At 54.4% G+C, this 24,143-nt stretch carries 23 protein-coding genes; 16 read left to right on the top strand and 7 right to left on the bottom strand.

From position 1 onward, the window contains the following. Nucleotides 1–74: 74 nt before the first annotated feature. Together PEL01S_RS02415 and PEL01S_RS02410 are read left to right on the top strand one after the other, a co-directional pair. On the top strand, nt 75–683 hold the full coding sequence (locus PEL01S_RS02415; protein ID WP_127459113.1) for an SCO family protein: 609 nt from the start codon (nt 75–77) through the stop codon (nt 681–683). Nucleotides 684–709: 26 nt separating this feature from the next. Continuing rightward, the gene (locus tag PEL01S_RS02410) at nt 710–1,636 is read left to right on the top strand and encodes an AEC family transporter (RefSeq protein WP_127459112.1); all 927 of its coding nucleotides are present in this window, start codon (nt 710–712) and stop codon (nt 1,634–1,636) included. Here the strand turns inward: PEL01S_RS02410 and PEL01S_RS02405 are convergent. From PEL01S_RS02405 to PEL01S_RS02390, 4 genes are all read right to left on the bottom strand, one after another. Continuing rightward, entirely contained in the window at nt 1,633–1,992 is a 360-nt protein-coding gene (locus tag PEL01S_RS02405) for a ribonuclease M5 (protein ID WP_010493757.1), read from the bottom strand. The two genes, PEL01S_RS02410 and PEL01S_RS02405, sit on opposite strands and share 4 nt — an antisense overlap. A gap of 263 nt (nt 1,993–2,255) precedes the next feature. Further along, entirely contained in the window at nt 2,256–2,699 is a 444-nt protein-coding gene (locus PEL01S_RS02400) for an SMI1/KNR4 family protein (RefSeq protein ID WP_127459111.1), read from the bottom strand. A 116-nt stretch (nt 2,700–2,815) separates the two neighbouring features. Then, nucleotides 2,816–4,438 (bottom strand): S-layer homology domain-containing protein, encoded by a 1,623-nt coding sequence (locus PEL01S_RS02395; RefSeq protein ID WP_127459110.1) that lies wholly within the window; start codon nt 4,436–4,438, stop codon nt 2,816–2,818. A gap of 380 nt (nt 4,439–4,818) precedes the next feature. Then, a complete protein-coding gene (locus tag PEL01S_RS02390) occupies nt 4,819–5,982 on the bottom strand; it encodes an MFS transporter (RefSeq protein WP_063178082.1) in 1,164 nt (387 codons plus the stop codon). 154 nt (nt 5,983–6,136) lie between these two features. On the opposite strand from PEL01S_RS02390, the gene PEL01S_RS34330 reads away from it, so the two are divergent. From PEL01S_RS34330 to PEL01S_RS02350, 9 genes are all read left to right on the top strand, one after another. Next, the gene (locus tag PEL01S_RS34330; RefSeq protein WP_163768538.1) at nt 6,137–6,292 is read left to right on the top strand and encodes a hypothetical protein; all 156 of its coding nucleotides are present in this window, start codon (nt 6,137–6,139) and stop codon (nt 6,290–6,292) included. Between the two features lie 86 nt (nt 6,293–6,378). Then, a complete protein-coding gene (locus PEL01S_RS02385; RefSeq protein WP_063178084.1) occupies nt 6,379–6,813 on the top strand; it encodes a hypothetical protein in 435 nt (144 codons plus the stop codon). A gap of 41 nt (nt 6,814–6,854) precedes the next feature. Beyond that, entirely contained in the window at nt 6,855–8,015 is a 1,161-nt protein-coding gene (locus PEL01S_RS02380) for a transglutaminase domain-containing protein (protein WP_127459109.1), read from the top strand. A gap of 123 nt (nt 8,016–8,138) precedes the next feature. Then, nucleotides 8,139–8,861, top strand: a complete 723-nt coding sequence (locus tag PEL01S_RS02375) for an HAD-IA family hydrolase (RefSeq protein ID WP_063178088.1) — start codon at nt 8,139–8,141, stop codon at nt 8,859–8,861. A 41-nt stretch (nt 8,862–8,902) separates the two neighbouring features. After that, nucleotides 8,903–10,972, top strand: coding sequence for a peptidoglycan D,D-transpeptidase FtsI family protein (locus PEL01S_RS02370; RefSeq protein ID WP_063178091.1), 2,070 nt, complete (start codon nt 8,903–8,905; stop codon nt 10,970–10,972). Nucleotides 10,973–11,183: 211 nt separating this feature from the next. Continuing rightward, entirely contained in the window at nt 11,184–12,098 is a 915-nt protein-coding gene (locus PEL01S_RS02365) for a metal ABC transporter solute-binding protein, Zn/Mn family (protein WP_063178219.1), read from the top strand. A gap of 52 nt (nt 12,099–12,150) precedes the next feature. Beyond that, complete coding sequence (locus tag PEL01S_RS02360; protein WP_010493741.1) at nt 12,151–12,918, top strand: metal ABC transporter ATP-binding protein; 768 nt, start codon at nt 12,151–12,153, stop codon at nt 12,916–12,918. Between the two features lie 5 nt (nt 12,919–12,923). Further along, a complete protein-coding gene (locus PEL01S_RS02355; RefSeq protein ID WP_127459108.1) occupies nt 12,924–13,886 on the top strand; it encodes a metal ABC transporter permease in 963 nt (320 codons plus the stop codon). After that, on the top strand, nt 13,883–14,758 hold the full coding sequence (locus PEL01S_RS02350; RefSeq protein ID WP_127459107.1) for a metal ABC transporter permease: 876 nt from the start codon (nt 13,883–13,885) through the stop codon (nt 14,756–14,758). Before PEL01S_RS02355 ends, PEL01S_RS02350 begins: the two co-directional genes overlap by 4 nt. A gap of 191 nt (nt 14,759–14,949) precedes the next feature. Here PEL01S_RS02350 and PEL01S_RS02345 read toward each other — a convergent pair whose 3' ends face one another. Then, nucleotides 14,950–15,798 (bottom strand): sugar phosphate isomerase/epimerase family protein, encoded by an 849-nt coding sequence (locus PEL01S_RS02345; protein WP_127459106.1) that lies wholly within the window; start codon nt 15,796–15,798, stop codon nt 14,950–14,952. Nucleotides 15,799–15,977: 179 nt separating this feature from the next. On the opposite strand from PEL01S_RS02345, the gene asnB reads away from it, so the two are divergent. The 4 genes from asnB (at nt 15,978) to PEL01S_RS02325 (ending at nt 20,930) form a co-directional block, all read left to right on the top strand. After that, nucleotides 15,978–17,852 carry an asparagine synthase (glutamine-hydrolyzing) gene (gene asnB / locus PEL01S_RS02340; RefSeq protein ID WP_063178100.1) on the top strand — a complete coding sequence of 625 codons (1,875 nt, stop codon included), beginning with the start codon at nt 15,978–15,980 and terminating at the stop codon, nt 17,850–17,852. 86 nt (nt 17,853–17,938) lie between these two features. Continuing rightward, entirely contained in the window at nt 17,939–18,682 is a 744-nt protein-coding gene (locus PEL01S_RS02335) for a Cof-type HAD-IIB family hydrolase (protein WP_127459105.1), read from the top strand. Between the two features lie 56 nt (nt 18,683–18,738). Then, on the top strand, nt 18,739–19,218 hold the full coding sequence (locus PEL01S_RS02330) for a DUF456 domain-containing protein (RefSeq protein WP_063178104.1): 480 nt from the start codon (nt 18,739–18,741) through the stop codon (nt 19,216–19,218). A gap of 26 nt (nt 19,219–19,244) precedes the next feature. Beyond that, nucleotides 19,245–20,930, top strand: coding sequence for a putative polysaccharide biosynthesis protein (locus PEL01S_RS02325; RefSeq protein WP_127459104.1), 1,686 nt, complete (start codon nt 19,245–19,247; stop codon nt 20,928–20,930). 166 nt (nt 20,931–21,096) lie between these two features. Here the strand turns inward: PEL01S_RS02325 and PEL01S_RS02320 are convergent, their stop codons facing one another. Both PEL01S_RS02320 and pdxR read right to left on the bottom strand, forming a co-directional pair. Beyond that, complete coding sequence (locus tag PEL01S_RS02320) at nt 21,097–21,459, bottom strand: cupin domain-containing protein (protein ID WP_127459103.1); 363 nt, start codon at nt 21,457–21,459, stop codon at nt 21,097–21,099. Between the two features lie 132 nt (nt 21,460–21,591). Further along, nucleotides 21,592–23,007, bottom strand: a complete 1,416-nt coding sequence (gene pdxR / locus PEL01S_RS02315; RefSeq protein WP_127459102.1) for a MocR-like pyridoxine biosynthesis transcription factor PdxR — start codon at nt 23,005–23,007, stop codon at nt 21,592–21,594. Nucleotides 23,008–23,122: 115 nt separating this feature from the next. On the opposite strand from pdxR, the gene PEL01S_RS02310 reads away from it, so the two are divergent. Then, the gene (locus PEL01S_RS02310) at nt 23,123–24,076 is read left to right on the top strand and encodes a DMT family transporter (RefSeq protein WP_127459101.1); all 954 of its coding nucleotides are present in this window, start codon (nt 23,123–23,125) and stop codon (nt 24,074–24,076) included. Nucleotides 24,077–24,143 lie beyond the last annotated feature (67 nt).

Below are 24,143 nucleotides of genomic sequence, written 5' to 3'. Positions count from 1 at the left end.
AAAACGGTGGATGACAATCCCTTGGCCCCGGCCTTGGGATTTATTTTTTGAATAATGGGAAGGTGGGCAAGGGTATGCAGAAAACCGGTTTTAAAATCGTTGTCATGGTACTGCTGGTTGGTTTGATCGCAACATTGGCTTATATGCTGGTGAAAGGTCCGGAGAAAAAAATCGGGGTGCTTAAGAAGGCGCCGGACTTCACGCTGGAAAACTTGGACGGCAAGACGGTAACGTTAGCCGATACGGCAGGAAAAGCGAAGCTGGTTTATTTTTATTTTTCGTATTGTCCTGACGTCTGCCCGCCGACGACTTACAACCTGTCCAAAATTCAGGACGCATTGGTGAAAAAAGGTGTGTTCGGCACAAAGACGGCGCTTTTATCCATCACCTTCGATCCGACGAGAGATACGCCTGAACGGCTCAAGGAATTTTCCAGCCGCTTTCATCCGGATTATAAGGGCTGGTATTTCCTGCGCGGCGACGAGGCTTATACGGCGGACCTTGCCAAGAAGTTTGACGTCCTTGTAGCTAAAGACCCGAAAACCGGCAATTTTACGCATACGAACTTGTTTCTGCTGGTCGACGGTAAAGGCGACGTGCGCACCTATTATTCGGGCAACGACGAAAACATCGATATCGAAGGAATCGCAAACGATTTAATTCAGGTTAGCAAGGAATCCTAAGCAAGCGTCAGGGGCATCGATTTGACATGGCTTATTTTACGCACATCCTGCTCAATAATGTTATTCCGCTGACCATCATGATTGCGATAGGCGTCATTTTGTACCGGGCATTCAAGCTCGATATCAAGACGCTTTCCAAATTAAATTTTTACTTGTTCTCCCCGGCGCTCGTATTCAAAATGTTATACGAATCGTCGCTGTCGCTGGCTGTTCTCGGACAAACGCTGCTGTTTTTCGTCCTGTTCTTTGCCGCGATGTTTCTTTTGATGGAAGTCGTCATCCGTCTGCGGGGATATAAGGACGGGATGATCCCGGCGATGCGCAACAGCGTTATTTTTTACAACAGCGCGAACTATGCGATTCCGCTCAATCAGCTTGTGTTTGTCGGAGACGCATTCACCTTGTCGATTCAGATCATCATTATGATGATGCAGAGCCTGCTGCCGAATACATATGGCATTTATGCCGTTAATGCTTCGAAGCGCAACGACCCGAGGCAGACGCTCCGCACGATACTAACGCTGCCGGTTATTTATATCATTCCGATTGCGTTTTTGATGAAGGGGCTGCACATTCCTATTCCGGGACCGGTGTATGCGCCGATCAATTATGTATCGGACGCGTTTATCGCAACCGCTCTCTTGACGCTCGGGGTACAATTGGGAAGCATGAAATGGACGTTCAAGCTGACGGATGTCATGCTGTCGAATGTGCTGAGGCTCTGTGTGGGCCCGGCCGTCGGTTTTCTGATCGTCGTGCTCATGGGGATCGAAGGGGTCATGGCGCAGGCGCTTGTGCTGTCCTGCGCGGTGCCGACATCGCTGAGCAGCGTGCTCATTGCCGTCGAATATGACAATGAGCCGGAATTTTCGTCGCAAGCTGTGTTTTCTTCAACGATCTTCAGCATTTTTACGGTGACGCTGGTTATTTATTTGATAAAATTTATAAATTAGAACTTCTCAAAGGTCGGGATCATCGGGGGATAGATAATAAACTCCTCCAGCCCGGCCTTTTCCAATTGTTGAATAAGATACTCGTCCGGTGTGCCTTCGACGCCGGCATAGCCGCGCCGCGTATAAATTTGTTCGGCATCTGGAAACGTATCCCGGAGAATGGCGCGTATCTTTTTGCCCGAAGGGTCATTATCCGTAAACAGGTACACATCGCACGTTCCGATTTTTTTCTTCAACTCTTCCAAACGATCCGTATTCAGCGATCCGAAGGTACAAACGATGATGATGTCCTCTGTCAGCAGGCGGCGAAGCCTGCTTTTGTCATTTTTTCCTTCCACTATAATCGCGATAGACATCGATTGCCTCCGTTCCTGCAATGAATTTCTTTCTTGTAGTATATCCCCTTTCGCTGTCCGATCCAATCCCTTCGTGTTTACATTTCCCAGGAAATGTCGGAAGCTGGCCGGAGATACGGCAGAAGAATCGACAGGAGCGTCGTTCGGAATAGTAGAGGAAAAGCAGGCTGATGAGCTTGAGGACGAGGCGTAAGACGGATACAGAAAACCCCGCCGTCTGTAATGGACGACGGGGCAATCTTAGGGAACCAAGGCCAATCAGTTTACCTCACAAATGTCTTTCCTTTGGATACAAAAGAAATCAAAAATTCTGAAAAGCTATTTGCAACGACCTTATATTCCTGATGATCTTCGGTTTCATGCTGAAAAAATAGTACTTTTCCAAAGCTGTTATCTTCCAATGACAAAAAATACGTATGTCCGTATCCATCCCCAGCAAACGGTATCTTTTTTTCAAAGTGAATACCTTGTTTTGCATAAACTTCTAATCGCCGTTCGATAGAAAATCCGTATTTTATCGGAAAAAACAAATAACATTCATCCGGAACAGAGTGATTACCATTATGCTCCAAATAATAGGACTTAAATTCCACTGGCAATTTTGTATCTAAAGTTTTCTCTAATTCATAAAAGTCTAATTCAGTAAGTTCTTGGATGGGCTCTTGACTGCATTTTCTGACAAATGCCATATATTCATTAAAATCCATATTGTCCCCTTTGCTGAGGAAGATATCTTCGTTAACAAAGGGCCGTTGCCCTTGTCTGCGAGAGACAAAAGAAACGGCCCTTTTTCATGGAGAGTGGTTCATGATGCGTTATACAATTAGTTGTTGATAAAGCTTGCTTTAGAGAGCAGACGTTTCAGCATGGTTGCGGATTGTGCACGAGTCGCCGTATCGCGGGCACCCAACGTGTCGTCCGTCATGCCGTCGATGATGCCGGCATCAATCGCAGCGGCGATTTCGTTCTTCGCCCATACGATTTTGCTTGCGTCTTTGAATTTCGCCAACAGCTGAGTTTGTTTATCAGCCGAGACGTCCGGTTTCGCACCAGCATAGTTCAGAGCGCGCACGACCATAGCCGCCAGCTCTTCGCGGTTGATCGTAGCGTTCGGACGGAACGTACCGTCTTCGTAGCCGTCAACCAGCTTCGCATTGGCCGCTGCCGCTACAACGCTTGCGTACCAGTCGCTAGCTGCAACGTCTTTGAACGTGCTGCTGCCACTGTTCGTATCCAGACCCAGCGCACGAACTACCAGTGCTGCGAATTCCGCACGAGTAATATTACGCTCCGGCTGGAATGTCGTGTCGGTTACCCCGTCAACGACAAGCTTGTTAGCCAGCAGTTTGATGTAGCTTTCAGCCCAGTGGCCGTTGATGTCGGAGAAGGTTTTATCCAACTCGATTACGGCATAAATGCTGCTGCCGTTACGTTTCAACGTCGCTTCGTTTTTACTGTCCGTCGAAGAGAAGACAGCAGGCACAAAGCTCAGTTTACCCGTTGTCGGGTTGTAAAGAACACCCGTTGCTTTGGACGAATCGACAGCTTTGCTCAGCGGAAGAATCCGGCTGATGTAGTTGTTGCCGAGGTCCAGAGCAGCAGTTTGCTGATCTTTGCCAAGGCCGACGATATCGAAATCGACAGCATTGCTGGCTACCGTACCGCCAAGCGCTTTAGCAGCCTTGTCAACGCCGTCCTTCGTTGTATCGCTTGCTTTGGCGATCGTTACTTTCAGCTTCAGCTCATCCGTCGTTACCGACAGCTTGCTAGCTAAGTCTTGCAGCTTCAGCGCGTTGAGCGGAATGATGTACGAACCTTTGTCGTTAACGATAACCAGTACTTTCTTGGAATCCGTTACATAATCGACAAGCGCTTTAGCCGGAATCAGGGCGATGTCGCCGTTCAGCTTCAGCGTCACTTTGTCGTAGTTCTTGAGCGAATTTTTCAGTTGGTCGGCATCGACGGAACCGTCAGAGTTCACGTTGATCGTTTCCGAACCCCAGATTCCACCGCCGCCTCCGCCGCCGGAGCAGCAAGTAGAACCGCCGCCAGGGTTACTGCCGTTGTTACGGTATACGGATTGGTAAACGGAGTCGGTAATCGTTGTTTTTCCGTCAACCGACGTACCGAAAGGACCTTGCAGACGGACATAATCATAAGTGCTGCCCGCTACCGTAAATTTGTAGTTATACACATTGTTTGTAACATCGTAGTCAACATAAGTGGCGTCGGAAACGGCAATGCGATTTCCGTTCGGATCAAACGCGTATACGGTAGCATTCACGCTGTACACATCGGAATACACCGTACCGGTTACCGTGCCGTTGCTATCAAAATTCAAGTTTTTGAATCCTGAAGCGGCAAACGCCAGCACAGGAACCAAAACAGAGATGATGAGCATCAGTACGGTCACTTGTGCTGTCTTTTTAAGAACAGCAGGTTTCATGCAGGGTTCACTCCTATCTTCCTTGACGAATAATGAGTTATTACTATTGCGTTGAACAGGTTTCCTGGACAAATGCATTTTCACCTCCTTCGTTCGGAACTTGATATCATTTAGATGTTTTCGAATCGGACAGAGCCATTTATGTCCGTCGCGCCAATGGCAGAATGATCCATTACGGCAGCACTTTGAACATTACCCAAATCTGCCCGCAGTGAAACATCTCGGCATCTTAAACGGCAGAGAGCGAAGTAAAGTTGCGTTCCGAATGGGTTATCGCTACTTTTGGACTATTAATTCGTGACTAAATTCCTATAAAATACCGAATTGGGAATATCGAGACGATTCTCATTTCATCTGGAAAAGCGGAAAAACCGCGGCCCTCAAACTCGCACGGGAGCGGCGAACGAACGGGAAGGCAGCAAGGATAGCGCAAGCATAAGGCAGAGAAAAGCAAGGAAATACGGGGATACTTGTGTCCGTGTATGCCCGGCCACAATCGGGCCGATAAAGGCACCGATCGAGTACGAAACCGACAGAATCGAGAAGACGCGCCCGTAACGGTCTGCGGGAGTAAGGGCTGCAAGCAGCGATGCGATGGCTGGAAAAATGACACCTTTGGTCATCCCGATCAGAAACAGCGAAGCGTAGAGCGGCAGCGGCCAATGAACGGACATCCCGAAAAAAATGAACGCCAGCGCAAGACAGCCGAACAACATCCGGTAAAAAGGGAAAATCCGGTTCAAAAACAGTAAACTAAGCGTCACCAGCGACCCCATGGAAATGACGGAAAAGAACACGCCGGAGGTCATGATGGAGCTGCTCGCCTCTTTCATCAACGGAAGCTCGAAAAACAAAATGCCTTGGGAGCAAGAAAGCGCGAGTGGAACAACGAAGAAAAGCCAAGGAACATTTTCCTGGCCGGGGACCGGTAAATTCTCCTGAGAAGCAGAAGGAAGGGCGTGTTCACCGGCAATCGCCGCATTGGCGGGGCTTTCGCTTCGCTGTTCCTTTACCCCGATCCAAGCCAGCAAGCCGGTAAGGATGAGGCCCCATCCGAGAAACGTAAACGATTTGGCAAAGCCAAGCTGCGAGACCAGATATGCGCCGGCCGCCGGACTGAGCACGGAAGCGATGGTATGCACCATGCCGTTGCCGGCCATCAGCTTGCTTTGTTGAATCTGGTTTTTGGCGATTTTGGCGAGCAGGGACAAGCAGGCCGGCGATAGAAATGCCAGGACGAAGCCGCTGATCGAACGGATGACGAGCAACCCCCACGGATCGCTGACGCGGGATTGAATTAAGAGCACGATTCCTGCTACAATCAGGCTGAACACAATGAAGCCCTTGCTTCCATAGCGGTCGACGCCGTAGCCGGCGATCAGGTTTCCGGGCAAATGGGTGATCGAGTAGACCCCGAGAATAAGCCCGATGAACGAAGGCGTCGCACCCAGCGACACGGCAAACGGAGTAAGAATCGGGTACTGGGCATGCAGGTCGAAAATGGCGACGAACATGAACAGATAGAGCCATACGGCGGTTTTCATGAAATCACCTCTTTCCATAATGGGGTTCGTCCGTCTACCGCTACTCTATACGTTTACGTCTGCCGGCAAAGGGATAGTACAAGTTTTTGCAACGTGCCGGATCGTTTAGCGTATAAGAAACGTGGGTTCCGGCGGACAAAAGGAGGGATGCCGGATGGACATGTTTATTCGAATCGTGCTGGTGGCCGTTCTGGTGCTGGCGCTGTGGAGGCTGTTAGGATCACTGCGCCGAACAAAGCGAAGAGAGGACAAAGGGGCGGAAATCCAGCGTAAGCTCGCCGAGCTCCGCAAAAAAAGAGATGAAGAGTGACGCAGAACTGGTGTATGATAAGGGCGGAGAACCGCTGTAAGGGATTTACATAGGATGGAAGACGGATTTTTAGGGAGCGATGGAAAGTGGATTTCATAACGGCTTTTTTATCCGAGCGGTGGTATGTGCTCGTCGGGGCGCTGATTGTGCTGTTTCTTGTCATCAAAGTGGTGAAAACGGTCATTAAATGGGTTTTCGTGCTCGCGATACTGGCAGGTCTTATCTGGTATGGCGCCAGCTACAAGGATCAGCTCTTAGAGCTCGGTACGACGGTAGGAGCGAAAGTCGCCGCCGAAGCCAAGAATCAAGCGGTCAAAGCGATTACCGACGAAGTGAAAGAAGCGAAATACAGCCAGAACGCCGACGGCTCGTATACCGTTAGCACCAAAAGTGTGAAGCTGGAAGGCAAACCCGGTTCGAGCGATGTGCAAGTTACCTTTATGAACCAAACATTCACGATGAAGCTGGACGACGCCCTGAAAGGATTCATTGAACAAGCGAAGAAAAACGCGGGCCAATAAGCCATTGGAACGCATCTCGATAGGAAAGGAGGGGGACGCTGGTGAACGAGCTGCCAAAGCTGGCGCAAATCAATTTGATTACCGTACTCATCGCGGTATTGTTTGTAGTATCAATTGTACAGGGGTTGCTTCGCGGGGCGTCCTCCTCCGCGAAGCATCTCGCGCTCATGGTAACGGAAGGGGCGGTTACGCTGCTTAGCCTGTTTCTCGCTTGGGAGCTGACTTCATGGCTGTCGCCCAAGCTGCAGGTATGGCTTGTAGGGCTTGGGCTGACGATACCGTCCGAGGAGCTCGGCTTTTGGAAGCAGCTGTATTATACCGCCGCAACGGCTCTGCGCGATTTTTCCCTGCTTCGGTTCAGCGTCCTGTTTGTTCTGGGATACGGCTTGATTAAGCAGCTGGTTTACCGTATTATCGATCCGCTGGTGGACGATTGGCTGGCGGAACGGACGAATGCGGACCCCGCCAACGGGGGACGAGTCGCTTCTCCCTCCCTGCTCAGCAGTCTGATTGGCGGTATCATCGGCTCGGTGACCGGATTTGGCCGGGGGATGATTATGATTGCCGTGCTGTTTATCGTTACGACGCTGTTCCCGCAGACGCCGGTGGCCGCTTATATTCAAGATTCGTCCCTTTTTCAAAAAGGGGCGACGGAAGTGATCCGACCGATGACGGGCGACTTTTTCGCTAACCAGCTCCCGGTTTTCACGCGGGCCGTGGAACAGGAGTTCGGCAACATTTTACAGCGGAAATACGAGGTCGTGGATGCCCGCATTCCTCAGGATGTTGCGGAAGCTGCCAAGCAGGTGACGGCCAAAGGGCAGACCGACGAAGAGAAAGCCAAACTGCTGTACCGCTGGGTCGGTACGCGTATCAAGTACGACTGGGACAAAGTGAAGGCGTACGAGGAGCAGCGCATTTGGAGAGAGCAGACGCCGGAGGATACGTTTAACACCAAGAAGGGCGTGTGCATCGACTTTTCCAGGCTGTACGCAGTCATGGCGAGGTCGGTGGGCCTGGACGTCAAGGTTGTGACCGGGCTCGGTTACGACGGGCGGGGCGGTTACGGCCCCCACGCTTGGAACGAAGTGTACCTGAAGGAAAAAAGCGAATGGGTGCCGCTCGATTCCACCTGGGTGGCCAGCGGAGGCAATTGGTTCAATCCGCCACGCTTTCAGGACACGCATATTAAAGATGCCTAATAACGGAAGCCGGACGGCCGCCACAAGCGACGAACCGGTTTTTTCCTTTTCCGTACGTTTCTATAAATTCCTCGAATATGATACACTTGTGAAGATATAAGTTTGAAAAAGGTGGGTTTATCATTGCTGCGCAAACCGTTAACACAATATAAAGCGATATTTTTCGATGTCGGCGATACGCTGATGACGATTCCGGCGGCCCGGGTCATCATGCAGCAGTTTTTGGCGAGCCGTTCTCTTCATCGGGGACAAGAGCAAATCGGGGAACTTTTTACCGAAGCTTTTCGTTTATTTTATTATGGGAAGCAGCTTGACCCGTTCGAAGCTTGCACGCCGGAATCGGACCGGGCTTTCTGGATGAAGCTGTACGATTATATCTTAAAAAAACTGGGCGTCGAAGAGGAAAAATGGACGGAGGAGCAGATCCACGTCTGCAGCCACGAGCTCTACGATTTATTCACGGCCCCGCAGCAGTATGCGCTGTTCGAGGATGTGGAGGAAAGCCTGCCGGCTTTCAAGGAGAAGGGGCTTCGGCTCGGCATCATCTCCAACTTTGCGCCGACCTTGCGTTCGATTTTGGAATACAAGGGCATTCTGCATCACTTCGATCCAGTTATCGTCTCGACGGAGGTTGGTCTGGAGAAGCCGGACCCGGCGATTTTCCGCCTGGCGCTGGAGCGCGCCAAGCTGGCACCGGAAGAGGTGCTGTACATCGGGGACCACGAGCGCAACGACATTTGGGCTCCTGCTCAAGTCGGCATCGATGCGGTGAAGATCAAGCGATACGATTATCATACCGGAGACGGCATTCTTTCCCTGCGCGAGCTGCTGCAGGACGCGAAGTAGCATAGGGGACCCATTTTTAGAAGGAAGGAGCCGCAAGCAAGATGAAGAAACCTATCGGCATGGATGACTCAAGTAAGCAGGACGGAAGCCAGCGCCGTCATTTTACGACTAGGATCAACCTGTTCTTTTTCTTTACGTTTTTTCTGTTTTCCGTACTGATCGTGCGGCTGGCGATGCTGCAGTTTGTCGAAGGCAAAGAGCTGTCCGCGGAAAAGGACAAAATCAACAACGCCGATACGCCGATCCCTCCGATTCGCGGCAATATTTTCGACCGCCAAAACGCTCCGATCGCCTATACGACATCGGCACAGTCGCTCTACTTCCGGATCGAGCAGGATCAGCCCAAGGATCAAGTGGTTGCGTTGGCCAAGCGCTTGGCGGATATTTTTACCCAGTACGGCAACAAGGACGTGAAGCAGCCGACCGCGGAAGAGATTATCAAGGCAATGGATGTCGGCTTCGATTTGAACCAGCAGGAAACGGCCAAAAAACCGAGCTATTACTCGGTCCCGAGACGGATCAAGACCGATTTGACCCAAGCGGAAATGGCATTTATTTTGGAGCATCGTGACGAGCTGAAGTGGATCGAGATCATGGAGGAAAGCCTTCGTACATACGATCGCGAGAACACGATTGCGGTGCAGCTTGTCGGGTACATGCGGCCGTTTTCAACGGCTAGGGAAGCGAAGAACGGGCTTGAATTTTATAAGGATAAAACGAAGACGGAAGGCTACCTGGACCGGGAATACGTCGGCTATGACGGCATTGAATTGATGTACCAGGAAGAGCTCCGCGGCAAAAACGGCGTGAAGTCGTATCCGGTCAACGCCTTGCAGAAAATTATCGGCAGCGCGGAAGCGCCCCCGGTCATCCCGCCGGAGAAGGGGAACAACCTGTTCCTGACCATCGACAAGAACGTCCAGCTTGCCACCGAGAAGGCGATCATGGACCATCTGGGGACCCTAAAAGGTCCGGCTTACCGCTCCAATCCATACGCCAACAAAGGAGTCAACGCCGTCGCGGGCTATGCCGTAGCGATGGAGGTCGATACGGGCAAAGTCGTGGCGATGGCCAGTATGCCGGATTACGATCCTACCTTCTGGAGCAATCCGTTCTCGGATACCGATTACAAGCAGGTTCAGACGAAAATCAACAACGGCACGATTACAACCGCGTATCCAGATTACCCGGAGGACGAGCAAAAATATCATCCTACGTCCATCGTGTATATGGGCTCTGTCATTAAACCGCTCTCGGTGCTGATCGGGCTCAACGAAGGGCTGTTCACGACCAATACGTATTATAACGATACTGGCGTATTTACGTACGGAAAAGACAACAATTCCAAACTGACGAATTCCGGCAGAGCCGCCTTTGGATCGATCAATGCTACAGGGGCGATCCAACACTCGTCGAACACATTCATGTCCGCTTTGATCGGCAACGCGCTGTACACTCGCAGCCCGAACAAAGCCGTAGAAATTTGGGACCAGTACTTGGCCAAGTTCGGCTTGGGCGTGCTTACCGGCAGCGGTCTGCCGCGAGAGAGCCCGGGAATCAGTGAGTACAAGACGAATACGAAAGAGACGGCCCAATCCCGGATGGTATTCGCCTCCTGGGGGCAGAACGAGAAGTATACGACGCTCCAATTGGCGCAGTACGCGACAACGCTGGCGACCCGGGGCAAACGGCTTCAACCGCTGCTTGTCGACCGGATCGAGACGTATGACAAAGGACAAGTACTTAAGAAATTCGACCAGCCTGTCGTGCTGGATCAGACCGACTTCCCGAAAGCTTATTGGGATGCCGTGATCAAAGGAATGCTGCAGGTCGGCATTCAAGGGTTTGACGATTTTCCGTATACGATTGCGAGAAAAACAGGGACCTCGACGCAAAGAGTGGCCGGCGGCAAAGAAATCGACAACGCCGTGTTTATCGCCTTCGCGCCTGCGGAAAATCCGAAGCTTGCTGTCGCCGTCGTCGTTCCGGAGGGCGGATTCGGCTCCTACGGAGCGGCGCCGATCGCACGTAAAATCTTTGACGCTTACGATCAATATTACGGATTGGACGGAAAACCGAAAGGGCCTCCGACGGAAACCAAAAAGCCATAGCAAAGCACCGGAAATCTCCTCGAGAAGAGGGGATTTCTTTTTTTTATAAAAAAAATGTTGCACTAGGTAAACATATTTGTATATTATAAACATATAGTCTTTTAGGAAATAAAAATGGACTAATACAACTTATTTAGAGAGATGGGAGAGGGGTACTTTGAAAAACGTAAAAACAAAACCGAGGCTATCGTCTTCGTTCAAGCGATTTATTATGACGATCATGTTCCTCGCGCTTGCCGTATCGCTCGCTGCGTGCGGAGCGCCTAAGGAGAAGGAGAACGGCGCTCCCGGCAAAGTGAAGATAACGACCACGATCGGAATGATCGCTGACATCGTCAAGCAGGTCGGGGGAGACCACGTCGAGGTGACCGGACTGATGAAGTCGGGTGTCGACCCGCATTTATACAAAGCATCGCAAGGAGATCTGAAAAAGCTGGATCAGGCGGATATCATTTTCTATAACGGGCTTCATTTGGAAGGCAAAATGACCGACGTCTTTGAGAAAATGGAGAAGACGAAGCCGACGGTGGCTGTGACGAAAAACATACCGGAGTCGAAGCTTCGCGGCATGGAGGACGGAACCGGAGCGCATGACCCTCACGTATGGTTCGACGTCAAGCACTGGATCAGCGCGACCGAGACGGTGCGCGACGAGCTTAGCAAGCACGATGCGGTGAACGCGGCGGATTACAAAAAAAACGCGGAGGCGTACATCAAGCAGTTGGAGGAGCTGAATCAGTTCGCGAAGGAGCAGATCGCTTCGATTCCGGAAAAGCAGCGGGTGCTCGTTACGGCGCATGACGCGTTCGGTTATTTCGGGGATGCCTACGGCATCAAAGTGATGGGGCTTCAGGGCATCAGTACCGCATCGGAATACGGCTCCAAGGACGTTAGCGACCTGCGCGATTACCTCGTCGCGAACAAGATTAAGGCGGTTTTCGTAGAGTCGAGCGTGCCGAAAAAATCGATCGAAGCGGTCATCGAAGGGGCCAAGAAGCAAGGGCACGAAGTTCAAATCGGCGGCGAGCTGTTCTCCGACGCGATGGGGGAAGAAGGAACGCCGGAAGGAAACTATATCGGCATGGTGAAGCACAACATTAATACGATTGTTCAAGCGCTGAAATAAGAGTCCGGGAGAGAGGGCGAGAAGCGGACAACGAAAAAGGGGAGAGGAACCAATGAAAGAACAAAGGATACCGTTATCCATACTAGGCATGACTGTAGCTTATCAGAAAAAACCGGTCCTCCGCGATATATCGCTGCAGGTGCCGGAAGGCAAATTGATCGGCATTGTCGGGCCGAACGGCGCCGGCAAATCGACGCTGATTAAAGCGGCTCTCGGACTCATTCCAAGCGTAACCGGGGAAGTGTCGATCTACGGCAAGCCATACGCCGAGCAGCGGAAGCTCATCGGCTACGTGCCGCAGCGGGAATCCGTCGATTGGGATTTTCCGACAAGCGCGCTCGATGTGGTAATGATGGGCCGATACGGTCATCTAGGCTGGCTCAAGCGGCCGGGTGCCAAAGAGCGGGAGATTGCCATGGACTGCTTGTCCAAAGTAGGCATGGCTAACTTTGCCGACAGACAGATTAGCCAGCTGTCCGGCGGACAGCAGCAGCGCGTGTTCTTGGCCCGGGCGCTGGCGCAGGATGCGAAGCTGTATTTTATGGACGAACCGTTCGTCGGCGTCGACGCGGCCACGGAAAAGGCGATCGTTACGCTGCTCGGCGAGCTCCGGGAGCAGGGCAAGACCGTTCTGGTCGTGCACCATGACCTCGCAACCGTGAAGCAATATTTCGATTGGGTCATTCTGCTCAACGTAGAGCTTCAGGGCATCGGGCCCGCGGAAGAAGTATTTACGCGGGACAATCTTCAACGAACATACGGCGGGCGGCTGGCGTTTTTGGATCAGCGTGAAGGCGCACTCGTCGTGAACGCGAGGTGAGCGGCATGGCATGGTTGGAATTGTTCCGTGATCCTAACGCACAGTGGATCTTGATGGGCAGCATGCTGCTCGGGCTGAGCAGCGGCGTGCTTGGCAGCTTCGCTTATTTACGCAAACAGAGTCTGATGGGCGACGCGCTTGCGCATGCGGCGCTGCCGGGCGTGTGCATCGCCTTTATGCTGACCGGCTCGAAATCGATCTTTTTCTTTCTGCTTGGCGCGATTGTCGCCGGCTTGGCGGCCACCTTCGGGATCGGCTATGTCACCCGTAATTCCCGGATCAAGCAGGATACGGCGCTGGGCATCGTATTGTCGGTATTTTTCGGGCTTGGCATCGTCCTGCTGACCAAAATTCAGCATGGCGGCAGTGGCAACCAGAGCGGCCTCGACAAGTTTCTGTTCGGGCAGGCTGCTTCCATGGTGCTGTCGGATGTCATCACGATGGCGGTTGTGGCGCTGCTGCTGACGATGGTTTGCGCTCTGCTGTTCAAGGAATTCAAGCTGCTCAGCTTCGATTCGGGCTTTGCCAAGGGGATCGGGCTGCCGGTCGCTTTTCTCGACCAGTTCATGATGTTTCTGATCGTGGTGGCCGTGGTCGTCGGCATTCAGGCCGTAGGCGTCGTGCTGATGTCGGCGCTGCTTATTACACCGGCCGTTTCGGCCCGGTATTGGACCGAGAAGTTAGGCGTCATGGTGGCGCTCTCGGGCGTCTTCGGAGCGCTCAGCGGCTTCTTCGGCACCCTGCTTAGCGGCATGGCGAACAATATGCCGACCGGACCGCTTACGGTGCTGGCCGCGACCTTTTTCTTCGTCATGTCGGTGCTGTTCGCGCCGCGCCGAGGGCTGCTGGCCAAATTGCTGGAACGGTTAGCCGTCAAACGGAGTGTGCTAAGCGAGCAGGAGCTTCGGCCGCAGCTGCACGGCATCGGTACGGCAGGCGAACCGCTTCGGAAGGAGGGGCAGGCATGAACGACTTCTGGATACTGCTGACGGCTGCGCTCGTAGCCTGCTCCTGCAGCCTGCTCGGCTGCTTCCTCGTTCTGCGGAAAATGGCGATGATCGGGGATGCGATCAGCCACTCGGTGCTTCCGGGGATTGTGCTGGCGTTTCTGTTCAGCGGCTCGCGGGATTCGCTGTGGATGATGCTGGGAGCGTCGGTGATCGGCCTTGTGACGGTGTTTCTGATCCAATGGTTTCATCAGAACGGGGTTCAATCCGATGCTTCCATCGGCGTCGTGTTTACCGCCTTGTTCGCCGCAGGGGTCGTCTTGGTAAGTCTGTATACGCGGCAGGTGGACCTCGATCTGGATTGCGTGCTGTACGGGGAAATTATTCATGTGCCCTGGGAAACGGTGGAGTGGAACGGGATCGATATCGGTCCGAAAGCGGTCTGGGGACTCGGCATCGTACTGACGCTCAGCGCTCTGATTATCGGACTGTTCTACAAGCAGTTCAAAATTTGCGCGTTCGACCCGGCTATGGCTGCTGCAGTAGGCATTCCAGTTGCGTTTTTCCATTACCTGCTTATGGGGCTGGTCTCCATGACGACGGTAGCCTCGTTCGAAAGTGTAGGCGCCATTCTGGTCGTCGGCATGCTGGTCGTGCCGGCCGCCACGGCGTATTTGCTTACGGAAAAGCTCAGCCGCATGATCCTTTACAGCATGGGAGTCGGCGTGCTGAGCGCCGTGCTCGGCTACCTCGCTGCCGTGTTGCTGGACGCTTCGATCGCCGGCTGCATGATTGTTGTAGCTGGTGTGTTATTCATCGTGGCGCTGCTGTTCTCGCCGACGCACGGCGTCGTCTGGCGCAAATTCAGACGGAAGCAGGCTGTAGTCGTGTGAATAGAGGGTACGAGGGGGCGGGGGATACACTTCCGGTCGCTCTTGTCCGCAGGAAATTTTGATTTGAAGCCGCTTCACAGCGGATATTTCCCGCGGACAAAGGCGAACGCTTTCGCTCCTCCAGTGCATACCCCACCTCCGTATGTTCCTCTGAATTAGTGAAGACCACTTTCTCGACACTCTAGCCGGGCTTACGCGAGCCCGGCTTTTTCGTATACGCGCTTGAACGCCTGCTGCGATCGCGCGGCCAACGCTTCAGCGGTGTCCACCGGCGGCTGCGGCGTCAAAATCTCCTGTGCCACGACGCCGGTATAGCCGATGCGGTCCAGCCCTTGCAAAAACGTCGTCAAGTCGATGACGCCCTCGCCCGGATACAGGCGGTCGTTGTCCAGCACCTCGGTGACCGGAACGTCCTTCGCGTCGTTGATATGGACATGGACGATCTGGTCGGCGCGCAGCTTGGCGATGTCGGCCGCTGTGCCTCCCGTCGTATACCAGTGATAGGCGTCGAACAGCAAGCCGACATTGCTTTTGCCGATCGTATCGATCCACTCCAGCATACTCTCCGCATCCTGTAGAAATGGATGCTTCCAACGCGTGCGCAGATGGTGCGGACCGACGAATTCCAGTCCGAGCCGGATGCCGTACGCCTCCAAAATGTCCGCGCACAGGCGCAGTCGTCGGGTCGCGACGGCCATAAAACGCGCGGCGTTCTCGTCCGTCGACGGCAGCACGTACGTGCAGCAGGCGGTTACGCCGAGCTTGCTGGCCGCAGCCGCTTCCGCAACGAGCCGGGGCAAGCCTTCCCGGAAGGCGTCCTCGTTTTGCCGCCACTCTGCGGCAAGTCCAATCGCGCCAATGCGCACTTGCTTCTCCTGCAAAAAGCCTCTAACTTGCTCCGAGCCTGCCGCCGCGATCCATTCCTCCAGCTCCTGGCCGTGCGCGTCAACCGCGCCGAACCCGAAGCGGGAAGCCAGCTCCACAAACTTGCCGATCGGCCCTGCTTCGCTGATGCCTGCTCTTGTCAATCCTTTGATCATCCGCTCATCCGCTCCTTCCACAAGATATACCCGCCCACATCATAAACCGCCGCTCCGCAGGCTGTCTACTCGGAAATAGCGACATGATTTTTGCCGGAAACCTACCATTTCCTGAAACCCGTACGAATATGGTATACTGTTGTATCGGACTATTTTTTAGCGCTTGAGGAGGAAAAACAATGTGCGGGATCACCGGCGTCATGTATTTTGAAGACCGCGAGCCTTCCCCGTCCATACTGAAAAGCATGACCGACTGTATCGTGCATCGGGGACCGGACGATTTTGGATTTTGGAGTGAGAACCGCATTGGACTCGGCTTCCGCCGGTTGTCCATCATCGATTTGCAGGAAGGCCATCAGCCGCTCGCCAACGAAGACGAAACGGTATGGATTGCATTCAACGGCGAGATTTATAACTATAAATATTTGCGCAATACGCTTCAGGCGAAAGGACATCAGTTCAAAACCCATTCGGACACCGAAGTCATCGTCCACCTGTATGAGGAGTACGGGGAGGAATGCGTGAAGCAGCTTCGCGGGATGTTCGGATTCGTCATCTGGGATCGCCGGAAAAAGCAGCTGTTCGGCGCACGGGACCATTTCGGCATCAAGCCGTTCTATTATTACCACGACAACGCCCAATTCCTGTTCGGCTCGGAAATCAAAAGCATTTTGGCCGCCGGAGTCGCCCGGACGATTCATTCGGAAAGTCTGTTAAACTACTTGACGTTCCAGTACGTCCCGGAGCCGACGACGATGTTTCAAGGGATACATAAGCTGCCGCCGGGACATACCGTTACCGTATCGTATGACGGTGGGCTATCGGTCAAGCGGTATTGGGACCCGATGCTGCAGCCGGAGGAGCGGCCGTTTGACGAATGCGTCGAGCGGATCCGCGAGGCGCTCAAGGATTCGGTCGTTCACCATATGCAGAGCGACGTGGAGCGGGGCTGCTTCTTATCCAGCGGCATCGACTCGACGGCGATTGCCGCGCATATGCGCCAGATCGAATCGATCCGCACGTTCTCCGTCGGCTTCGAAGGGGCCAACAATGAGACCGTCATCGCGCGTCAGACCGCACAGGCGCTTGGCACTGAACATTACGACAAAATCATCACGAAGGAAGATTACTTCGGCACCTTGGCCAAAGCCGTCTGGCATCAGGACGAGCCGGTGGCCGACCCTTCGGCAATTGCGCTTTACCATGTGGCGCAGCTTGCACGCGAGCACGTGACGGTCGTGCTGTCCGGAGAAGGAGCGGACGAGCTGTTCGGCGGGTACCGCATCTACTGCGAGCCGCAGTCGCTCGCGCCCATCGAGCGGCTGCCGCACGGCGTGAAGCGGCTGTTGCACGCGCTGGCCCGGCTGCTGCCGAACGGCGTCTACGGCCGCAATTACGTGCTGCGCGGCACGACGCCGCTGGAGCAGCGTTTCCTCGGCAACGCCAAAATTTTCACCGAAGACATGAAGGCTGAGATCGTGCGGGCCGACCGCGAGCTGTTGAGCCGGTACCGTAATCCGTTCGATATCGCCAAAACGTTTTACGATAAAAGCAAGCATCTGGACCCGGTGTCCCGGATGCAGTATATCGACATGAACCTGTGGATGCCCGGCGATATTCTGATGAAGGCCGATAAAATGACGATGGCGCATTCGATCGAGCTGCGCGTGCCGTTCCTCGACGTGGAGGTGTACGAGGTAGCGCGCCGGATTCCAGCCAAATACCGGATTGCGGAAGGCACGACTAAGTACGTATTCCGCAAAGCGATGGAAGGCATTATTCCGGACTTTATTTTGAACCGGCCGAAGCTTGGATTCCCGGTGCCGATGCGCGACTGGCTGAAAGGTCCGCAAGGAAACGTCGTGATGGAGCAAATCGCAGCAAGCGGCATTGACAGCTACATCCGGATGGATACCGTAAGGGCGATGCTCGGAAACCATCAGAGCGGCAAGGGCGATTACGCCCGGCGCATTTGGACGATTTATATGTTCGCGCTTTGGCATGCGGCCTACATGCAGGAGCTGCCGGCCCGAACGCTCGCGCACGCTCAATAAGCTAAAGTCCGAACGGGAATGCTTCCGGCCGCAGTTCGCGGCAGGTGCACACTTCGAGGAACGGACGAAAAGGGAGAGAAGCGAACATGAGTCGATTCAAAATGGTAGCGTTGGATCTGGACGGCACATTGCTGACGGAGGAAAAGACAATCTCGGAGGAAAACCGTGCGGCTATTTTGGCGGCGCACGATGCCGGAGTAACCGTCATGTTTTCGACCGGACGGGGGATTCAGAACTGTCAGGCTTATGCGGAGGAGCTCGGTCTGAAGTCGCCGCTGGTCACCGTGAACGGCAGCGAAGTATGGAAAGCACCGGGCGAGCTGCTTGAGCGTCATACGCTGGACACGGAGCTGATCCGCCGCATGCATGCGCTCGCGGTTCATTACGATACCTGGTTCTGGGCTTATTGCGTCAAGGAAATCTACAACAAAGAGCACTGGCTGCCGGAAGCGGAGATCGATGCGCAGCAATGGCTGAAGTTCGGCTACTATATCGAGAACGAAGAAAGTCTCGCCGCGATTCGCCGGGAGCTGGAATCGTGGGACAAGCTGGAAATTACCAATTCTCATCCGTTCAATATCGAGGTGAATCCGAAAGGAATCAGCAAGGCCAGCGGACTGAGACAAGTATGCGCCATGCTCGGCATCGAGATGTCGCAGGTGATCGCCATGGGCGACAGCTTGAACGATGTCGCCATGATCCGCGAAGCGGGACTCGGGGTGGCGATGGGGAACGCGCAGGAGGAAGTCAAACGGCTGGCCGATGCGGTGACCGGGACGAACGAAGAACACGGGGTCGCTCAGATTATTAGGGAGTATGCCTTGAAATAGCGGATTGTGCCATCCGGCAAGGCGGGCATGACAGCTGAGAAGGGAGGCATTTATCTATGCTCATCGCCGCATGGATCATCGTCGTTATTCTGTTTCTCGTCGGCATGGCGGGAGCCGTATACCCGGTGCTGCCGGGGGCGCTCGCGATTTATGCGGCGTTTTTCGTCTACGGCTTCATGGTCGGCTTCGAACCGTTCGGGGTCTGGTTCTGGCTTGTTCAAACGACGATTGTGGCCGTTCTGATGGTGGCGGATTATGCCGTCAGTGCGGTTGGCGTCAAAAAGTTCGGCGGCACGCGGGCGTCCGTCATCGGCAGCACGATCGGGCTGTTGATCGGACCGTTTGTTATCCCGGTCGCAGGACTGCTGATCGGTCCATTTCTCGGCGCCGTCGTGGGCGAGCTGATCGTCGGAACGAAATTCCGCCAAGCGGTGCGGGCGGGAATCGGAGCGTTGGTCGGCTTTTTCTCGGGGCTCGTCGTTAAACTCGTGCTGCAGCTTCTGATGATCGTGCTGTTTATCATCTGGGTCGTGTAAGGCATGAAGGGAAGAAGGGAACGTTTTTGTCCAAAGATTCATTAGTCAAAGGAACGCTGATTCTAACCTTGGCGGCATTGGTTGCCCGGGCGCTAGGCGTGGTGCAGCGCATCCCGCTCGTTTATTTGCTCGGCGATATCGGCATGGCAGCCTACGGGATCGCCTTCAACCTGTACTCCGTGCTGCTCGTCGTCGCCACCGCAGGCATTCCGAGCGCGCTCAGCAAAATGATCTCCGAGAAAACCGCGCTCGGCCGACATGCGGAGGCGGACCGGATCTACAAGGCGGCGCTGTGGTTCGCCGTCTGCGCAGGTGTGCTGATGACCGTGCTGCTGTACGTCGCAGCGCCGTATTTTGCCGACAGCATTCTCAATCCGCAGGCGGCGCTACCGATCCAGGCCATCGCGCCGGCGTTGCTGCTGTTTCCGCTGATCGCCATCATGCGCGGCTACTTCCAAGGGCGCCGGATGATGATGCCGAACGGCATATCGCAAATCATCGAACAGGTGTTCCGGGTCGTCACTTCGGTGGCGCTTGCCTATCTGCTGCTCAGCCACAGCTTGGACTATGCCGTCGCCGGCGCTTCGTTCGGTGGTGTGGTAGGCAGCATTGCGGCGGCGGCCGTGATGCTGTACTATGCGATGCGGCTGAAGCAAAGCGACCGCCGCGAACGGTCCGCAGAGGACACCGACGCAGCGGTAGCGAGCTCGGGCGGTGTGGCATCCAGCCAGCCGCTGGCGTTCAAAGCGATTTATGCGCAGTTGTTCAAGCTGTCCGTGCCGATTGTCATTTTCTCGATGACCGTCACGTTGATTTATACGATCGATTCGTCGATCGTCACTCTGCTGCTCAAGGATCAGTTTGGAGAGCACGCGGCTCGTGAAATGCTCGGAATTTTAACCGGTCGGGCGCAATCGCTGGCAGGCATTCCGATTATTCTCGCCGTAGCGCTCAGCCAATCGGTCGTACCGATTATTTCGTCCGCCTATTCGCAAAGAGACATGAAGCAGGTATCCGATCAGACGGCCAAGGTGCTGCAATTATCGATTCTTACCGGCCTGCCGATGGTGCTGCTGATCAGTCTGGGGGCGCGTCCGATCAACGGGTTTATTTTTGCGAACACGACCGGCTCGCCGGTTGTCGATACGTATGCCGCTCCGATCATCACCCTGCTCACCGTCAGTGCGATGTTCCAGATCGTTATGCAGACCTCGGGCGCGGTGCTGATGGGGATGGGCCGCATGAGAGCGCTTGTGCTGAGCGTGATCTTCGGCATCGCGGTCAAGCTGGCGGGCAGCTATGCGCTGGCTCCATACTGGGGCATCTACGGCATCATCGCCGCCACCGCTCTCTGCTTCGTCGTGATGACTTGGCTCAACCTTGCGGTGCTGCGGTCCGCCGTGCCGTTCCGGGTGTTCGGCCTGCGCCGCTGGTTGTCGCTCGCGGTAACGACGGCGTTGATCTGCCTGATCGGCTATGGACTGGAGCAGCTTTGTGTTGCCTACGTCCATCCGTTCGGCAGCGAACGCTGGGACGATATGGTACAATCCTTGATCATCTGTGCGATCGCCGGCGCGGCTTACCCCGTCCTGCTCTTCCTGACGCGGGTCATGACGCTGCACGATTTGCAGCATCTGCCAGGACCGCTCCGGAAGCTGGTGAAGCCGCTGCTCGCCCGTCTTGGTCGCACGACGCAGCAAGACAAGCGCTAAGCGGAGCGTTAGTGCTGATAGACGATTATGAAAACAGCCCCGAGCCTTCAAGCAGACGATGCTGCTGCGAAGGTTCGGGGCTGTTCGTCGTCCGATAGCGGTGGCTATTGAGAGCGCTATCAATAGCGCGTGCGCCGCGCCGCTCCGAAACTGAACGGTTCGCCGTTCATGGCTGCTGATTTTTGTGCCGTACCGGGCCGGCGTGACACCAGAGAGTCACGATCGGGTCTTCGATGCTGGAGTGCAAGTGATGGTCTTCTCCCGGCTCTACGACGATAATATCGCCCACGGTTACCGGGTGGAACGTCTGGTCGATCTCCATCGTCCCGTGGCCCTGCACGATCAGGAATGCCTCACAGTCCGTATGGACGTGATAGTCCCGGCCGCCCGGCCCGTCGTTCGTATGGCTGCGCTCGCCTGGCTTGCTGAACGCCAGGCCGCCCGAGGATACGTGGGCGCCCGGCAGCACTTGACTTAGAATGTGCCCTTCGCGGGCGTCCTGCAGCTCGCTCAAACGATATCTTTTCATTCGCGGTCATCCCTCCGTTATTGAAAAAAGGGTAATTCCGATTCCGTAATGATCATATCCGATTCAAGCTGTGATGGGTATTGAACAATTTAAGAAAGACATGGAATCTTTTATGCTTTATTCGTATGGCAGCTACACGGAGAACCAGACTTGCTCCAAGATCCGCGCCGCAGCATCAATGTCTTCCTCGGACAGCCCGGCGAAGCCGAGCAGAATGACCGGGTCCGGGCCTTCGGGGACGGACTCGAAGCAATAGCCCGAGATGCCGTACACTTTGACGCCCGCTTCCTTCGCGCGCGATACCAGCGCTTCCTCGCTCAAGCCGTTGCGCACCTTCAGGAGCAGGTGCAGGCCGGCGTTTTCCCCGATAATGTCGACCGGCTGGGGAAATCTGCGCACCGCCGCCACAAGCCGGTCTCGTTTTCTTTTATAAATGCGGCGCATCTTGTTCAAGTGCTTCTCGAAATGCCCTTCCTGGATAAACCGGTACAGCACGTGCTGATCGATGCGCGAAACGGTCGAGGCGTATGAAATATAATGCGTGCGGTACACCTCCAGAAGACGGCCGGGCAGCACCATATAGCTGATGCGCAGCGAAGGGGAAAGCGGCTTCGACAGCGTGCCGATGTAGATCACTTTGCCGCTCGAATCCATCCCGTGCAGTGAAGGGATCGGCTTCCCGCTGTAGCGGAATTCGCTGTCGTAATCGTCCTCGATGATGTACCGGCCATCCTGCTCGTTGACCCACTGGAGCAGCCGCATCCGGCGGTTGACCGGCATGACCATGCCCATCGGGAACTGATGGGATGGCGTCGTATACACGATGTTCGAGCGTCCTTCCGCAAGCTTCGCAACGTCGATGCCCTCTTCATCCAGCGGCAGCAGCTGAACGTCAATGCCGTAGCTTCGGAGAATGCGGTACATCCGGTAATACCCCGGATTCTCGACGGCGAATGAATTGTCCCGGCCCAAAATTTGCAGCAGCAGCTGAAACAGGCTCTCCGTCCCGGCGCCGACGATAATTTGCTCCGGGGTGCAGGACACTCCGCGGGAGTAGTACAAGTATTGGGAAATCGTGCTGCGCAGCCTCTCGTCTCCTTGCGGATGCCCGAGCTGCAGCAGCGACTTGTGCTCGGACTGAATCGTTTCTTTAGCCAGCTTCTTCCATATGGCAAAAGGGAACACGTCCAAATCGATACTGGTCGGCGAAAAATCGTACCGGGGAGCAATGGCGTCCGTATCCGCTGCCGGCATTCGCATGATGGGTGATGGCGTTTCCGTGCCGATGCACAGCACCTCGTCCGTCTTGCTGACGAAAAATCCACGCTTCGGCACTGCTTCGACGTAGCCTTCCGCCACCAGCTGCTGATAGGCGGTTTCGAGCGTATTTTGGCTGATGCGTAAATACCCGGCCAGCTTCCGCTTGGACGGCAGCCTTGTCCCGTAGGAAAGATGCCCCGACTCGATTTCCCGCTTGATGTGCATGTAGAGCTGATCGTATAAAGGCTGCTTGCGTCCCGGGTCCAAATGAACCGTGAACATATCCATCAGTGATGCCCCTTCCTCAAACTGACCTCATCATTTTGTATAAAACTGAAGCTTATGATCCGTTCAAATAATGATTATAATCGAAAAAACATAGACAGGAAAGGACATAAGCAGCATGTTGAAAAAGTCGTTTCGAGGAAGAAATCTTGGGCTGGCGCTCATTATTATCGGTGCCGGTTGCTGGGGATTGTCGTCCCCCATGATGGAATGGCTGTTCTCCCATCAGAAAATGTCGTCCACGGCGCTTTTGCAATTCCGGTTCATGTTATCGGGCGTCATCTTGCTATTGATCGCTATGGGCAGAAGGCAGAATATATGGAAGGTCTGGACCGATTTTCGTATGGCCCTGTCTTTAATCATCTTTTCGGTCTGCGGGATCATGGTGCTGCAGTACGCGTTCATCAGCACCGTCGAGACAGGCAATGCCGTGACGGCTACCTTGTTTCAATTTTTGAGCCCGGCGGTTGTCATGATCGTGTTGGCGTTCAAGAAGCGGAAGCCGCCGACCTGGATCGAGACGGTGCTGGTATCGCTTTGCATTATCGGGTTGTTTTTCATGGTCACAAACGGGTCTTTGGCAGGCATTTCCTTATCGCCCGAAGCCGTCGGCTGGGGGCTTGCCACCGCGGTTGCGTTCGCCTTCTATACGTTGTTTCCGGTTCCGCTCATCCGCCGCTGGGGCGGCACGCTCGTGCTGGGCTGGGGAATGCTGATCGGCGGGATTGTGTTCAACGCGCTGCCTGTCTCGGGGGGCTTTTACTCGGCCGTGCAGGGCATGGATGCCATCTCCTGGATTCTCGTGCTGTTTATCGTCTTGTTCGGTACGTGTCTGGCCTTTTTGTTTTATTTGGAGAGCCTTCATTACCTGGAGCCCGCCGAAACGAACACGTTGTCCGTCATGGAGCCGCTCGTGACGATCGTCGTTTCGATGCTGTGGCTTGCGGAGCCGTTGAAGTTTTTTCAAATCATGGGCGGTCTGTTCATCGTGGCTTCGTCCGTTCTGCTTTCCGTCAAGCCTTGGGACAAGAGGGTGCGAGGCGGGGAGAGAACGGCAAGTGAAGGGGTATAGCCGGTCGTTGGGGCGGTGAGCCTAAAAAAATACAGCCTCCTCCAAAACGAATCCATTCTCCCCTGTC

Source organism: Paenibacillus elgii NBRC 100335 (assembly GCF_004000865.1).
GTDB lineage: Bacteria > Bacillota > Bacilli > Paenibacillales > NBRC-103111 > Paenibacillus_G > Paenibacillus_G elgii.
The sequence above is the reverse complement of the archived record's forward strand: the minus strand, read 5'-3'. Positions and strand labels throughout refer to the sequence as shown.